Below are 14612 nucleotides of genomic sequence, written 5' to 3' on the forward strand. Positions count from 1 at the left end.
AATGACGCAGACTCGTCCCGGCGTAAGCTCTGTTAACCTTAATTGTAGTTCTCCACTTGCGTCCGCTTTCCTGCCGGATGCCGTCGTATTTTTGAAGTTTTTGTCATAGTTGCTACTCTCTGCGCTGCAAACCGTTCTCCATTGCATATCTGGCCAATTGCACGCGATTGTTCAGATGAAGCTTCTGAAGAATATTTTTTAAATGATTTTTGACCGTGTGTTCCGACAGGCACAACGTGGAGGCGATCTCGCGATTGGAAGCGCCCGTCGATATATGCTCCAGCACTTCCTTCTCCCTTGGAGTAAGCCCGTTAGACGGAACGCCGACGCCCGCGCCCCTCCCCGCCTCGGGAACGGTGCCGGCAGAATCGCCGATTTCGCCTCCGTCGGCCTTCGCCGTGAATTCCCGCAGCATGCGCAGCGCCAGCTCCTTGGAGAGCGGCGCTTCGTCCATTGCGACCGATCGCAAATAGCTCAGCCAGGACGCGGGCGATACATTTTTGAGCAGATATCCCTGCGCGCCTCGCTTAATCGCCTCGAACAGATGCGTAATATCGTCGGATACGGTCACCATGACGATTTTGACGGAGGGAAGCAGCTGCTTAAGCCTGAAGGTCGCATCCAGCCCACCCATGCCGGGCATGCGGATGTCCATCAGCACAAGGTCGGGAATCAGGTCGGCTGCCTTCGCGATCGCTTCCTCGCCGCTCACGGCCTCGCCGACGACGCGAAAGGACGGATCCGCGCCGAGCAGATCCCGCATCCCCTCCCTGCCATGCGGATGATCGTCTACGATCAGTACGCTCACTTGACCAACCGGTCCATTCTCCATCATGTTTCATTGCACCTGCCCTCAATGGTAATGATCGTTCCGCTTCGCTCCGCCTTGTCGATCCGCAGGTTCCAGCCCATCGATACCGCCCGTTCGGACATCATCCGAACGCCGTACTTGCCCTTCCCGGTCAAATCCTCCCGCTTAAAGCCGATTCCGTCATCTTCCACGATACAGCGGAATGACGTCTCCCCATGCCCTGTTTGATTAAGAATCGCAGCCCGGATGGAAGCTCTTCCCGCACCCGCATGCTTGCGAATATTCATTGTCGCTTCCCGCAAAATCGCCAGCAGCTCCACCTTCTCCTTGCGTCCGAACAAGCCGTCGGGAATGTCCCACTCTACAATAGTCGCCGTCCCGCTTGCGTCCTCCAGCTCGTCCGCGAGCGCTTGCGCGCTCTGCACCCAAGCCGTATCCGCGGCTGCCGGAGGCTCGTGCAGACTCGCGATAAATTGTCTTACGCTGTCGTGTACATGACGGATCGTTCCGCGAATCGCTTCCATGGTCCGGCCGGACTCCTCCTTGCTTCGAGACCGGTCCAGGCTGTCGAGCTTCACCGACAACAGGAATAACGACTGCGAAATTCCGTCGTGAAGCTCCTTCGCCAGTTGCTCGCGTTCTTCAAGCGCCGCCTTGCCCACCTGTTCCCGCTGCAGCGCCTGCTGCATATGCTCCAGCTTGCCGAACAAGGGACGGAGCAGCGTAAGCGTCACCAGCAACACGATAACGGGAGCCAGCCAGTTGCCCAGCTCCATGGATACGTAAGGCAGCAGGAACGCATGCCGGACATACTCCCAGATGCCAATAACGGCCGTAGGCACCCACAATATTAGTCCCCGAAGCCAATTGTAAGTCATGATCGCGTCCTCCTGCCTTCCCTATCCATATTCTAGTAGCCCAGCTTAAAGTCGAATTCCCGTTCCAACTCCGTCCCGTCTCCAAGCCGCACGGTGAACCGCGCTTTCCAGTTCCCCGCGCCGGACAGCTCCGTTTTCTTCGCCACGAATCGGAATTCGTTATAACCCGGGAACGGGATATCGATGCCCGGCGGTCGGGATTCTAGTTCTATATTAACGGCAGCGGACGGCTTCTTCTGCGGAATGATGACCATGCCGATGCTCGCTGGCTCGCCTTTGTCCTCCGGCAGCCAGATCTGGAGTTCGACGTCGTTCGGTCCCGGCGCATTGGGTTCGATCTTTAAGGTATAATGCAGATCGTTGCCCATTCTGTGATAATTGACGGGATGGCTGGCTGGAGCGGGGCTGATTGTCGTAAACACCGCCACGATAATGAGGAGCGCCCCCATCAGGATCCCGTCAAGCTTAAGCAGGCTGCCTCGCGGCAGCTCGCCGCGCCGCGCGCTCCTTCGCAACGCGGCGCCGATCCCGATAACCAGCAGCACGACCGCCGTTTTCCCCATGAGCCATCTCCCCCAAGCGCCGCGCCAGAGCGCCGACAAGTCCGGCAGCAACAGCCATGCCATTATAGCGCCCGTAACAACCAAGATGGCGATCATTAGCCAAGCGATACCCGAGAACGTCTCGGCGAAACGTCCAGCTTCCTTCCGGTCGTACCTCCAGAACAGCAGCAACAGCACAACGCCGGATACCCACATAGACGAACACGCCAAGTGAATGAAATCAGATAAAACCGCGACCGTTAACTCGTCCGATGCCGCCGGATGCCCGATCAAACTCTCCGTTGCAATCAGCAGCAATGCCCAAACGGCCTTGATGGCATCCGGAAGGCGAGCTGCGATCAAACCAAAAGCCGCAAGTCCAACCATGACAAGCCAGGCTTGTCCCGACGATGTCAGCGTGAAAACCCGCAGCCAGTCGTCAAAGCCGCCTTGAAGCCCCGCAGCCACCCGGTTCGACTGAACGAACACATGAAGCAGAACGACCAGAAGCAACGTTTTTGCCATCAGCCCGGACCACTTCCCCATCCACTCCCGCTGCCGCGCGCCTCTCTCGCCGGGCGATACGGCAAGGAATGTCAACATATGGCCCGTCGTGACGAGCAAGATGCCATAATAGAGCGCGCGAAGAGTGTATACTGCGCTTTCCTTCAACCAGTAGGCGGTATCGCCGCCTTCTCCGTGCGCATGCAGAGCCGTCCCCGGACCGAAGCCGCTGCCGGCGCCTGCAGTCTGGGGCAGCAGCGCCATGCCTGCTATTAACAGCGCGGCGAAAACCGTACCGGATATTATTTTAGAACTATAGTCCTGTTTGTTATGCAATGAAACCACCTGTCCTTCCTGCCAAGTCAGCATCTAGTGTACTAGACCGCGGAGAAAAGGACAATTGGCCCGGAAGGGCTACTCGTGCATAACGGCGATGGAAAACGCCCATCATGTAGAGGGTTGACCATTGGCGGAAAGGAGGAATCGTAGTGGACAATCAGTACCATGTGGCGGAGCTTCGTCACCAAGAAGATGCGCTGGACGCCATTCGCCAGTTGGAAAACAGGCTTTCGAAGCAGAACGGCAGTCAAATCGCTCTGGTCGCCTATTCGGCCGAAGAGAAAAAAGAGCAGTCCGGGTTCGACGGTTCGGATAACGGATCGCATTGACATGACAATATTGTGAACGCGATTGCCCTGTTCGGCAAAACATAAGCGATTTCAATGTAGCAGGCAACATATGGTACAATGGGGTCGCTAACACCAATACGCTTGCTAGGAGGACATCACTAATGGCTAGCCAGACAGGCGCAATCGTACAACAATCGTTATCCGCTCTAATGGATGATCCCAAATTCCTATCACAGCTGCAAGGCGAGCTCCGCGAACGTTCGTTCCAGTCGCTTGCCGCCATTCTGTCCACGCCGAACAAAGTACATAAGGCATTTCTTCGTATCGCGCTCGGGGATGGAAACGTCGTCCGAATTCCCGCATTCCGGATTCAGCACAATGACGCGCTCGGACCCTACAAAGGCGGAATTCGGTTTCACGAGACGGTAAACGAAGAGGAAGTCACCAATCTCGCGGCGTTAATGACGCTTAAAAACGCGCTTCACGAAGTGCCGTTCGGCGGCGGCAAGGGCGGCGTGGTCATCAACCCCCGCAACTTCTCGGATAAAGATTTATATCTCATCTGCAAAAAATACGTGCAATACTTCAGTGACGTACTGGGTCCCGACAAGGACATCCCCGCTCCCGATATGGGCACGGGCGAACGCGAGATGGACTGGATGATGGCCGAATACAAAAACATTCATCCCGGCCATCCCTATCTTGGCAGCTTCACAGGCAAAAGCATCGTCAGCGGCGGATCTCTCGGCCGGCGCGAAGCAACGGGCAAAGGCGTCTACTTCACGTTCCGCTACTTGCTGCATGATTACTTGAACGAACATGGCGGCTGGCTGTCAGGCAGCGATAACCCGTTCGCAAAAACGGCGCGGGAACACGCGGGCAGACCGCTGTCCGTCGCCGTACAAGGCTTCGGCAACGTCGGTTCGGTCGCGGCTCTGGAAGCGTACAAGTGCTCCGCATTGCGAAACCGTGTCGTAGCGGTCAGCGATCGCAACGTCACCTTGTACAATGAAGAAGGGCTGGACATTCCCGCTTTGATCGAATATGCTTCCACAAACAAAGGCGATCTTCCCGGAACGACGGAAGCGCTGGACGGGATTGGGCTCAAAGCGCAGGTGCTCGGACGCGAGGATGTGCTGTCATTAAACGTAGACGTGCTTTTCCTTGCCGCTTTGGAGGATCAGATCCGCGAGGACAACGTATCGCAAGTGCAAGCCCGCATTATCGTGGAGGGAGCGAACGCCCCGATTACCGGCGAGGCGGACGCTATCCTGTCCGGGAAAGGAACCATCATCATCCCCGACATTTTGGCGAATGCCGGAGGCGTAATCGTCTCTTACTTCGAATGGCTGCAGGGACGGGAGACGCAATTTTATACAGAAACCGAAATATTTAAACTGCTGTTCGCGAAGATGCAAAAGACGATGAACAGCATCCTTCCCGCCTACTTCGGAGATTCGATGACGCTTCGCCAGAGCTGTTACGTGCATGCGGTCATGAAGCTGTCCTCGGTCTTGTTCAGGCAAGGCAAGCTGTATTAAGAGTTGAGTCGGCTGCGGCCTGAGGCTGGTGTAACTTAACGGCGAAACAATCGCTTCGGGCGGCTGGGGGTGGAAGGTAACTATGGAAGTAGAAGAATTTAACTTAATCAGCATCACAATCGGCAATAACGAGTGGGAGAACCGCGAGCTCCGCTTCAAAGATGCCAAGCTGATGCTGGTCACTCAATACGGGGATAAGCTTTGGTACGTCGACGTGGCAGAATTGGACGATGCGGAAGTGCTGGACTGGCTTTCGCAAAACGAGAACATTCGGGTCACATTCGTCGCCGTCGCCGATAACGGCGAGCGGCTGCAGGGCGCTGCCTACGCGCATCCCAACGCCGCTCATCGCGGACTCGCAATCCGCGGCGAGGGCGAGCTTAGCAGGCTGTAACGCGTTGACGGTTCGGTGCGGTAGCATAAAAGCAAGTTTTATCGCCAATACGAAAAAGGCCCGTTATCGTTTGCGAACGACGCGGGTCTTTTTGTTGCTCAGATAGGATTTACAGTCACCCTGGCGCTTGATCATATTCGAAATTTCATACACATTCGCACCAGTTGGGCCTCTACGGCACCATTGTACTCGAAATTTCATACACATTCGCACCAGTTGCGCCTCCGCGGCACCATTGTACTCGAAATTTCATACACATTCGCATCAGTTACGCCTTTACGGCACCATTGTACTCGAAATTTCATACACATTCGCACCAGTTGCGCCTCTACGGCACCATTCTACTCGAAATTTCATACACATTGCCTCTTCAGGCGCTTCAGCGATGTATTGTGTATGTTTTTCCATACACATCCACACCTGCCGCGACTCAAAAGCACCATTGGTACCTTTATGATAGTGCGAGCTTCGCTTCGGCAGCCGCCAGCCACTCACTTCACCCAGACGAAGTCAGGCAGTACGTCTGTCTTCCCTTGCTCCAGCGGCCAGCGTTCCTCCAGCGTACGATCTTCGTGCATTAGCCGGACGGCGACGCCACCGACTGGCGATACGCGTCCGCGGAACGGCAGCAATACCCAGCCGTCCCGATCACTCACCGCAGCGGCTGCCGGAAGCAGCAGCGTATGACGCTTCCACCGCCCTGCTGTTGGCCTGTCCAGCTCAAGCCGCAGCTCCTCCCCGTCCTCGGTCGGCAGCACGCGGAACCATTCGGCCCCCTTGCCGTCTTTGCCGCGCACGGCCAGCGCGTCGCCGTTTTTAAGCTTCGTCGCGCCGGGCAAGCAACGAAGCTTCGTGCTGCCCGTGGCAACCTCCTCGTCCAGAATTCGTCCTCTAGCCATGCTGTCGTCCTCCACATAAGCGAAAACCTCCACGTCCGACAACGGTTTCCCTGCACCGTCCGTCAATCTGCGAATAATACCGGAGGCGGATGCCGGAGGAGTGTATCTTCTGCTTGGCATTAAAAAGAGCTCGACGACGGGATGACCTTGCTTCAACGTCGACAGATCGACTTGTCTGGTACATGGCAGATACATGTCGGACTCCACGATTATTGTGCAAAAATTACCGTGGATGTCCAGAAACGCCCAGCTGCCTTCCGACGTGCGAAGCGGAGTCGCCCGGACATCCTCGAGTCTCACCCTGACCGCAGAAGCAGCGGCCGGTCGGCCGGTCCATACATCAGTCGTCCGAATGACAAGCGAGCAACGGGATACGGTAGTGGATTGAGAGGAGTGCATGACTTATCCCCGCTCCTTCTCGCGCAGCGTGATGCGTCTCTCCACAACGCGGGCGGCCGGCTTGACGCGATTGGAATCCAGATGCACGGGACCGATCCGATACGCCAGCGAAAGCTTGTAAGGCGCATCCCCGAATTGCCACAGACGCGTCAGATCCTCCGTTCCGTAAGGCAATGGCGATATTTTGAGCCCGGCATCGGAATCGGCCAGCGTTCCCTCCAGCATGGGCCCCCGCAATACGCTATTGTCATGAAGAATCTGCGCAACCTTGCCCAGCAGTCGGTGCTCGTCAAGCGTGCGAGTCAATATATCCGCACTGGAATGTGCGGTTATTAGACATTCCAGATCAATGGAACGCGGCGGATAACGGAGCATATCGCCTTCGATCAGCATTTCCGTTCGGCGCGATTCGTTGTTCTCCCTCACCGCGCATATGTATACCGATATGTTCAAGTCTCCCTTGTCCGCCGGACTCGCCATCCCGATCAGCTCCGGACGGGATACCGGATCCGGCGTCATTTCCTCGCGCAGCAGCTTGAGCAGGCTGGCGCCGGCGTCGGCAATTACCGTGTAGCTTCCCATTGTCTTCTCTCCTCCACCTGCCCGGCAATCGGTTTCATGCCGAAGTACGGGCCGGAAAAATAATGATGATTGGCCTTGCGAATACAACCATACACTACGAATACTACGACCGGACTACTCTACTCTTTTTCCGTCCTGCACCTTCGTTTCACTATCATTCGCTGTAAGGCGCGAAAGCTCCCCGCATCGGAATTTTGCCAAGTTTCTGAAGCTCGGCGCGTGCCGAACGTACCATATGCGTCATTCCGATAGGCTGATGTCCGGATGCGGCAAGGAATGCGGCGGCGAGCACAATATTTTTGATATGGCCGCCCGATACCTCTACGCGTTGAGCCAGGAACGGCAGGTCCAAATCCTCGTCCCGGGGAACGCCGACGGGAAGGAGAGACGCGAATATTCTCGCGCGATCTTCAGCGCTGGGGAATGGGAACTTAACGATGACGCTCATGCGCCGCAGCAGCGCCTCGTCCAAATTTTGCATAAGATTGGTGGCCAGAATCGTTACCCCGTCGTAGGCCTCGATTAATTGAAGCAAATAAGCCGCCTCCATATTGGCGTAACGATCGTGTGCATCCTTCACCTCTGTCCGTTTGCCGAACAGCGCATCGCCTTCGTCGAAGAACAGGATGGCGCCGCTCTGCCGAGCTTCCTCGAACAGCTCTCGCAGCCGCTGCTCCGTCTCCCCGATATACTTGCTTACGATCCGCGACAGGTCGACCCTGTACAGCTCCAGGCCGAGCTCTCCCGCCACAACTTCAGCAGCCATCGTCTTGCCCGTGCCCGGCGGCCCCGCGAACAGGAGATGGACTCCGGTACCGTAAGTCAATCTGCCGCCCAGTCCCCATCCTCCAAGAACCTGCTCTCTCAGCATGTAACGCTTGCACGCCTCCCGAATGAGGTCAAGCGATTCATCCGGAATGATGAGATCCTCCCAGCTTCGGCGCGGCTCGATGGCAACGGCATGCTGCGCGAGCCGATGTCGGAACTGCCCTCTGGCCGCCGCGGCCAGATCGGCCCGGCTCGGCAGCACGTCCCCCCGCCCTGCTGCAAGCACCAGCGCTTGCCGCCATGCCGTCGCGATCTGTCCAGGAGTGAAATGAAAACGATCCGCGAGCTCAACGGCCAAAGTCCCATAGTCGGGAGCGCCCGGTGAGCTGGCAGCTTCTCCAAGCTCAGCCGCTTGCTTTTGCCACAGCTCCGCGCGAACCCTGGCAACGGGCGGCGGCAGCTCCGTGCTCCAGAAGGCGGATCCTTCCGGCAACGGCAATTCGCCGACGGCGCTTCGATCGCGAGCGATCCAGGCGACAAGCGGACGGACCGCCTGATCTGCGTATTCTTGCAGAGAGTCTCGCAGCTGTCCCTGCGACAAACGTTCCTTCCATCCGCCGTTCTCTTCCTCGAAAGCGATAATGGAGTCCGTCATAAGCGCTTCGCGGATAAGGTGATCCATGACGGTGCGAAGTCTCTCGGGTTCGGATGGCAGCGAAGCAAGCGACACGACCAGCAGCCGCTGCCTCCGACGGGCAGCAAGACGGTGCATCAGCGACCGCTTGCCTCCGCCTCGCGCCCCCCACAGCATGACAACAGGCAGACTGTCCGCCGGCCAGCTGTCGATCACCTGTCGAAGCACGTCTTCAACTTCCCCCGCTCCCTCCCAGGCAAGCTCGGGGTATTGCTCCGGATCGAGCGATTCCACACATTCGCCCAGCCTTCCGTCGAGCTTCTCCGTATCCAGCAGGAAGGTTACGACACGTTCGTCCAGCCGAAGCGGCGACTTGAGCGCCTGAGCGGAGGATTCGTCCCCTGGCGGTTGAAGCAGCCAGCGGCGGAGCTTGCCGTCTCTTCCTAGCAGGACTCTGCCCAGCTTCCTGTCATCCTCCGAATCTCCCAACAGCCTCAAGGCCAAATCAACCGTTGCCGTTTTTGCAGTTGCATCGTCGTTAAGGTAGCCATACCACTTCTCATAGTTGCGATCTACCTCTACGGCTAGGCAAAGCACGACGCAGCGATATTCCCATACCGTAAGCCGGAGCGACGATGCCAGAGCGTATAGCGGCAGACCGGGTATGTCCCGTGCCCGTTCGGAGGTTTGTTCCTCCGATTCCCTCCGAAACGCCGCATAATCCTGCCAAGCCCTAGCTTTGCTCTCGGCCATCTCCGCAGATTCCTCTTCCAGCAGCTCTTCCCTGCTCACGACCAGTCCTCTAAAGGCTGCAAGCGGATCCACGAACGGATCGTTGCCTCCGAGATCAAGCAGCGCGCGCAGGCCAGCGTCCAGCCAGATTAGTTCGTCCCTAATATGATCAACCGCTCCATAGACGCCAATCGTCTCGTCCGCAGCATTCATTTCCAGCGTTCCCCCGCATTCGGCACAGTCCGTCAACCCGTGCGATAATAACCTATATTTCTGCATTATATCACAGGATTGCCAAATACGTCGGAGTGGAATGATAGAATGCAAGGGCCAATTCGACAGAGCGCTTGGCATATTTTGCAAAAGGGTATGACAGCTCCCGCGGCAATGGGATATAATCGGTTTACGAGAGTTTAAATGAACGTAGTAAACGAATCTTGCGCTTATTCTCCAGGAAGATGGTGAATCCATGAAGGAATCTGCTGAACGACGACGCGCTCTAACGCGACATGAGCCTAAACTATCAAGGCAGCCGCGATCGTCCCAGCCGGACTCGGCTGCCATTCAGCGCCGAAAGGATGGAAGTCCGACGGGCCAGTTAGCTCGGCTCCAGGCATCTGCGGGCAATCAAGCGGTTCTGCAGAGACTGAAGGACGAATCTACGGAGCTGCATGCCGCATCGCCGTCATCATCTTCCCCTTCCGGAGGGGGGAAAGGCATGCCCGAGGATTTGCAGGCCAAGATGGAACAATCGTTCGGAGCAGATTTCTCCAATGTGCGCATCCATGTCGGATCTCAAGCAAGTCAAGTCGGGGCGCTCGCTTATACGCAAGGTTCGGATATTCACTTCGCCCCGGGACAGTATAAGCCCGATAGCCGCGACGGTCAGCAGTTGCTCGGACATGAGCTGTCCCACGTTATCCAGCAGCGCGAAGGACGCGTCGCACCTACCGCCCAGCTCTCTACCGGACACGCGCTTAACGATAGTCCTGCGCTCGAACAAGAAGCCGATCGAATGGGAGCCATGGCAGCAAATGCCCCAGAACCGGAGCATCAAAATCAAGCGGAGTCCGAGAGTGAGGAATTCCAGGATGTCGTTCAGCGCCAAACCGAGGATACAGGCGGACGGAGCTCAATCTCATCCACTTACGCCGATTCGCCCATCCAGCGTATGCCCCGTCCTTCCGAAGCGAAAAAGCAGCTTGGCGAACCGAAGGAGCATGCCACGATTCAGCCGGACAAGAAGTTGGGCATGGGCGAGACGCTTTCGAAGAACAACACGCATTATCGCGCTCTCCTGCAGAAGCTGGAGCTCTTCGACCGTTACGTAGACCAAGAGATCGTTGGGAATACGCCTGAGGAAATCGACGATCAGCTCAATGTGATAATGTCGCTCTACAACGAAGTCGAGAACGTAAGCGATGCCTGCATCAGTCACAATAAGAATGACGACAAGGACTCAAGGGCTGACTATATCCGCAGATTAAAGAAAGCCTTGCCTCTTGAGAAAAGAGCCGTTCGCTCCTCCGCGGCCGAATACAAGCTGGATCCGGCGAAGGATCGCCCGTTATGGGCACTCCTCACGAGCAAAGGCCTGCCGGGGCTTGCGGAAGATATAAACGGAGTTACGGGCACGGGCGGCAGCAATACGATCGCGCTCTTCGAAATCGGGCCAGATAAAAAAGGGATGTTCAAGGAAACAAAGCTCGCGCTGCGATCCTATGAGGAGATGTCCGAGATGGCGTCCGAGAATAAAAAGGATTCGGCAGACGATGAAAACGGCAACGCGACAATAGATAGCAGAATCGATCGGGCGAGCGCTCGCCTGGCAGCTATGTCCCGATTGGACAAGCTGCTAGACGCAGGCGTCATCGCCGGCGCGGAGTTGGCATTACACAACTCGGGAATTAGCGGATCCGGCGGAAGATATAAATCACTGAAGCCTTTAAACGATGATATCGAAGCGAGCCGCAAAGAATCGTTTAACGTGGATGACCCAGTCTTCCAACGGGCTATGTCGCGCTTGCAGTTAATCGATACGCTCGCCATGCAAGTTGACCTCCAAGGCGGAAACTTCATGATTGAACGGGATGATGACGGCAATGTGCTTGGAGTGAAGGGACTAGGCAACGATACGGCAATCGGCGCGCAGACTGATCTGGATTCCAATCATCAGGAATACCCTGGCATTAGCAAGTTCGTAGACAGAGAACTGGCGAAACGCATCTTGGCTCTCAAGCCGGACGATCTGCGAGCACTGATGGAGGATCTTCTTGCTCCTGCGGAGATTAACGCTCTAGTCGACCGGCTCGTCAAGCTCCAGAATCATCTTCGCAAAGAATCGTCGAGACTGCTGGCGAGAGAGGAATGGAGTACCGTCAATGAAAGGTTGAGCCAAGGCGACACGGATTATGGCTCGTACCTCGACATGCCAGCGTCGCATTCGCGGTCTAAGACGGCGCAGCAGGATCCCTCGTCGGAAGACGAATAACCGCATCTGTAATATTAAAAACAACAAAAGCGCCATTTCGGAAGCTGATTAGCTTACCAGAACGGCGCTTTTGTTGCGGCGTCTATGATGTGTTTCATTGTGCGAGCTTAGCTATCTTACAAGATTAACTAGAGCGTGACTTTCCTGACTCTTCTTATTTGGATATTTCCGGAGTAGTCAGTTGATCGTAGAAATCCACGCCATTGTCCTTGTTCTCGGAAGCGCGCAGCGCCATCGCGGAACGCGGATGCTCGTCGAGAATGCCCGTGATCATGTAAGGAATAATGTAACCCCATTCTTCCTTCTCGCGAAGCGGAATCATGTATTTCTCGATCATGTCCAGCACTGGACGCACGTTGTAGCGCGTATTTTGAAGCTGGGAGACGAGCAGTTCCGTGTTGCAGTTGCCCGCAGCGCGGCCCATGCCGTATACGGAAGCATCCAAAAGCTCTACGCCTTTGCCAGCAGCAAGAAGCGTATTGGCGAATGCCAGCTGCAAGTTGTTGTGGGCGTGAATGCCAAGACGTTTGTTCGGGAGATGCTGCTGGAATTTATCCACCAGGTAGGTGAAGTCTTCAGGCTTCAGGCTGCCGTAAGAGTCTACGATGTAGACTACGTCAACTACGCTCTCGTTAATCGCTTGGAACGCTTCGATCAATTGGTTCTCCATGACATTGGACAATGCCATAATGTTAAGCGTCGTCTCGTAGCCGCGGTCGTGGAACACTTTTACCAGTTCAAGCGCCTTGTCCACGTCTTGAATGTAGCAGGCAACGCGGATCAGGTCCAGCAGGCTCTCGCTGCGGGGAAGAATGTCGTTTTCGTCGACGCGCCCGATGTCAACAAGCGCGGACAGCTTCGTATTGCCTTTGTTTGGAATAACCTTCTTTAGGAAGTCGTCGTTAAGGAAACGCCATGGACCGGCGTTTTCGGCGCCTTTGAGCAGTTTCGGAGAGTTTTTGTAGCCAATCTCCATATAATCGACTCCGGCTTCGTTAAGGCTATTATAAAGGTGCTGGACAAACTCGATGCTGAAATCCCAGTTGTTGACGAGTCCGCCATCGCGAATAGTACAGTCGACGATTTTGCAGTGACTTGTTTTCGATTGCATACGTACTGCTCCTTTGAATTGAACATGAGTTCATTTTTATCTACCATCATACTTGATAAGCCGCGGGAACGCAAAGAAAATATGTCGCTTTTTGCGATTTTTTCGCTCCTCTTGTCCTAATAACTCCTCATTTACAAATGGATATTTTAACGCTAAAATATTATGTAAACAATAACGCTTAATTTCTCCTTCCAGGGAGAAAACGGGGGAACCAACGCGAACCGGTCGCATGGCTGCATGGACCGCACGCAGGGGGTGAATCCGGGGATTTGTGCCCCCGGTAGGGTTTTCTCTCTAACCCGAATCCGACAGCTAACCTCGTCAGCGGAAGAAGGAGAGATGAACATGTCTTTATTCCTGGAAAATTCTTCATTCCCCATCGAGCTGCCTCAGCATGTCAACATCAGCCGCATCGAACTATTCGTCATTCCCGCTCTCGCCGTCGACTCGACCGGATTTCGTGTATGTCTCAGGCTGACCAGCGATCTTGGCATCGGCTGGAGCGAACAATTCATCTGCGAGAACGACGCCAGCTTCGATCTGGAGCATTGGAGAGAACTACTTCAATCGTTCATTGGCCGCTTCCCGCTTACTTCGGTAACCGAACGTTTGACCGAAATTATTATGAGCAGAGGGGAATCCGACAAGCGGGTGTGTCAGATGTTCATCACCGGCATGGAGCAGATTCGGGAGATGGGCATGATGCCAGGCATCGGTTCTGTCACTGCCTTCCAGGCCGAGGAATCCGTGCTGCAACAACGCGCCGTCGCCTACCTGTCGCTGGATTAGGGAGCACTGCAAGTGGAAATGTCGGACTCCTTAATTCATGGGGCCGCGTAATGAAAAAGAGCCCGGGCACCATCCACGGTGGATGTTGTTCGGGCTCTTGGTCTGTACTTCTTGCCGTCAAGAACCGGTTGAGCGGTAATGCCTGACACCGATCCTCCATACCAGCAGGCATGGGAGCAGAAATAACAGACCTCCGAAAGGCACCAGCATTCCTGTTACCCAGCTCCCCTCCTCCTTGTCCAGCAAATACATAAGGGGCAAATACGTCACGCACCCGAACGGGACGATAAACGTAAAGAAGCGAGTCACCCACTTCTCATAGATCGTCAGCGGATATTGAGCCATCTCGCGGCCTCCGTCGGTGAACACGTTCGCGATCTCAATCGCTTGTATGGTCCAGAAGCAGAATGTAGCCGCCAGGATAAAGATGCCCGTGAAGATCATCACGCCGTTAAATACCATAAAGAACAGCGTAATCGCTTTGGGAAAACTCCATACTTGAGGCAGATTCGCGATGGACCAGATCAGCACAATCGTGCTCTGCAGCAAACGTCCGATACGCGTGAATTCGAACTTCGAGCCCAGCACCTGGACGACAGTGCCGCGCGGCCTTACCAGCAAGCGGTCGAAGTCTCCGCTGGCGACCAGGCTGGAAAAGGCGTCGAATCCTCTGGCGAAGCATTCGCTAAGAGAAAACGACAAGTGAATGACCGCGAAGCAAAGCGTCACCTCGAAGAAACTCCAGCCCTCCAACTGCCCGAATCTCTCGAACATGAAGTACAGCCCTCCGAATACCATAAACGGGATAAAAAATTGACCTATGCTTAGCAGCAAGAACGAGGCTCTGTACTGCAGCTGCGACTTGAGTTGAATATTCAAATAACGGAAATATAATGACATCGTGTTCT

At 55.4% G+C, this 14612-nt stretch carries 13 protein-coding genes and 1 riboswitch; of the genes, 5 read left to right on the top strand and 8 right to left on the bottom strand.

Going from position 1 to position 14612, the window contains the following annotated elements; all coding sequences use genetic code 11:
* Positions 1-112 precede the first annotated feature (112 nt).
* The 3 genes from B1748_RS05505 to B1748_RS05515 are packed head-to-tail and all read right to left on the bottom strand — an operon-like array spanning position 113 to position 3071.
* The gene (locus B1748_RS05505; RefSeq protein ID WP_373271252.1) at positions 113-835 is read right to left on the bottom strand and encodes a response regulator; all 723 of its coding nucleotides are present in this window, start codon (positions 833-835) and stop codon (positions 113-115) included.
* Complete coding sequence (locus tag B1748_RS05510) at positions 832-1689, bottom strand: sensor histidine kinase (RefSeq protein ID WP_087566838.1); 858 nt, start codon at positions 1687-1689, stop codon at positions 832-834. The genes B1748_RS05505 and B1748_RS05510 overlap by 4 nt, the downstream gene beginning before the upstream one ends.
* Positions 1690-1721: 32 nt before the next feature.
* Positions 1722-3071, bottom strand: a complete 1350-nt coding sequence (locus B1748_RS05515) for a copper resistance D family protein (RefSeq protein WP_179215407.1) — start codon at positions 3069-3071, stop codon at positions 1722-1724.
* A 152-nt stretch (positions 3072-3223) separates the two neighbouring features.
* Between B1748_RS05515 and B1748_RS05520 the strand changes: the two genes are divergently transcribed.
* From B1748_RS05520 to B1748_RS05530, 3 genes are all read left to right on the top strand, one after another.
* A complete protein-coding gene (locus B1748_RS05520; RefSeq protein ID WP_087566840.1) occupies positions 3224-3403 on the top strand; it encodes a hypothetical protein in 180 nt (59 codons plus the stop codon).
* Positions 3404-3525: 122 nt separating this feature from the next.
* The gene (locus tag B1748_RS05525) at positions 3526-4905 is read left to right on the top strand and encodes a Glu/Leu/Phe/Val family dehydrogenase (RefSeq protein ID WP_087566841.1); all 1380 of its coding nucleotides are present in this window, start codon (positions 3526-3528) and stop codon (positions 4903-4905) included.
* A gap of 82 nt (positions 4906-4987) precedes the next feature.
* Positions 4988-5299 carry a hypothetical protein gene (locus tag B1748_RS05530; RefSeq protein ID WP_087566842.1) on the top strand — a complete coding sequence of 104 codons (312 nt, stop codon included), beginning with the start codon at positions 4988-4990 and terminating at the stop codon, positions 5297-5299.
* A gap of 491 nt (positions 5300-5790) precedes the next feature.
* On the opposite strand, the gene B1748_RS05535 is transcribed toward B1748_RS05530, so the two are convergent.
* The 3 genes from B1748_RS05535 to B1748_RS05545 form a co-directional block, all read right to left on the bottom strand.
* Positions 5791-6597: a hypothetical protein gene (locus B1748_RS05535; RefSeq protein WP_087566843.1), complete on the bottom strand. Its 807-nt coding sequence runs from the start codon at positions 6595-6597 to the stop codon at positions 5791-5793.
* A 3-nt stretch (positions 6598-6600) separates the two neighbouring features.
* The gene (locus B1748_RS05540) at positions 6601-7179 is read right to left on the bottom strand and encodes a Pvc16 family protein (protein ID WP_087566844.1); all 579 of its coding nucleotides are present in this window, start codon (positions 7177-7179) and stop codon (positions 6601-6603) included.
* Positions 7180-7333: 154 nt separating this feature from the next.
* Positions 7334-9526: an ATP-binding protein gene (locus B1748_RS05545; RefSeq protein ID WP_179215409.1), complete on the bottom strand. Its 2193-nt coding sequence runs from the start codon at positions 9524-9526 to the stop codon at positions 7334-7336.
* A 256-nt stretch (positions 9527-9782) separates the two neighbouring features.
* Here B1748_RS05545 and B1748_RS05550 point away from each other — a divergent pair, with 256 nt between their 5' ends.
* Positions 9783-11804: an eCIS core domain-containing protein gene (locus B1748_RS05550; protein ID WP_087566846.1), complete on the top strand. Its 2022-nt coding sequence runs from the start codon at positions 9783-9785 to the stop codon at positions 11802-11804.
* 154 nt (positions 11805-11958) lie between these two features.
* Here the strand turns inward: B1748_RS05550 and B1748_RS05555 are convergent, their stop codons facing one another.
* Complete coding sequence (locus tag B1748_RS05555; protein WP_087566847.1) at positions 11959-12915, bottom strand: aldolase catalytic domain-containing protein; 957 nt, start codon at positions 12913-12915, stop codon at positions 11959-11961.
* Positions 12916-13080: 165 nt separating this feature from the next.
* Positions 13081-13257: riboswitch (cyclic di-AMP (ydaO/yuaA leader) on the top strand.
* A 3-nt stretch (positions 13258-13260) separates the two neighbouring features.
* Between B1748_RS05555 and B1748_RS05560 the strand changes: the two genes are divergently transcribed.
* The gene (locus tag B1748_RS05560) at positions 13261-13704 is read left to right on the top strand and encodes a hypothetical protein (RefSeq protein WP_087566848.1); all 444 of its coding nucleotides are present in this window, start codon (positions 13261-13263) and stop codon (positions 13702-13704) included.
* Positions 13705-13821: 117 nt separating this feature from the next.
* Here the strand turns inward: B1748_RS05560 and B1748_RS05565 are convergent, their stop codons facing one another.
* Positions 13822-14604, bottom strand: coding sequence for an ABC transporter permease (locus tag B1748_RS05565; RefSeq protein WP_087566849.1), 783 nt, complete (start codon positions 14602-14604; stop codon positions 13822-13824).
* Positions 14605-14612 lie beyond the last annotated feature (8 nt).

It is taken from the genome of Paenibacillus sp. MY03, from assembly GCF_002165585.1.
Classification (GTDB): Bacteria; Bacillota; Bacilli; order Paenibacillales; family Paenibacillaceae; genus Pristimantibacillus; species Pristimantibacillus agaridevorans.

Coding starts and splice junctions, on each gene's coding strand:
- B1748_RS05505 (WP_373271252.1), bottom strand. CDS start 835: ATGATGGAGAATGGACCGGTTGGTCAAGTGAGCGTACTGATCGTAGAC.
- B1748_RS05510 (WP_087566838.1), bottom strand. CDS start 1,689: ATGACTTACAATTGGCTTCGGGGACTAATATTGTGGGTGCCTACGGCC.
- B1748_RS05525 (WP_087566841.1), top strand. CDS start 3,526: ATGGCTAGCCAGACAGGCGCAATCGTACAACAATCGTTATCCGCTCTA.
- B1748_RS05530 (WP_087566842.1), top strand. CDS start 4,988: ATGGAAGTAGAAGAATTTAACTTAATCAGCATCACAATCGGCAATAAC.
- B1748_RS05535 (WP_087566843.1), bottom strand. CDS start 6,597: ATGCACTCCTCTCAATCCACTACCGTATCCCGTTGCTCGCTTGTCATT.
- B1748_RS05540 (WP_087566844.1), bottom strand. CDS start 7,179: ATGGGAAGCTACACGGTAATTGCCGACGCCGGCGCCAGCCTGCTCAAG.
- B1748_RS05545 (WP_179215409.1), bottom strand. CDS start 9,526: ATGAATGCTGCGGACGAGACGATTGGCGTCTATGGAGCGGTTGATCAT.
- B1748_RS05550 (WP_087566846.1), top strand. CDS start 9,783: ATGAAGGAATCTGCTGAACGACGACGCGCTCTAACGCGACATGAGCCT.
- B1748_RS05555 (WP_087566847.1), bottom strand. CDS start 12,915: ATGCAATCGAAAACAAGTCACTGCAAAATCGTCGACTGTACTATTCGC.
- B1748_RS05560 (WP_087566848.1), top strand. CDS start 13,261: ATGTCTTTATTCCTGGAAAATTCTTCATTCCCCATCGAGCTGCCTCAG.
- B1748_RS05565 (WP_087566849.1), bottom strand. CDS start 14,604: ATGTCATTATATTTCCGTTATTTGAATATTCAACTCAAGTCGCAGCTG.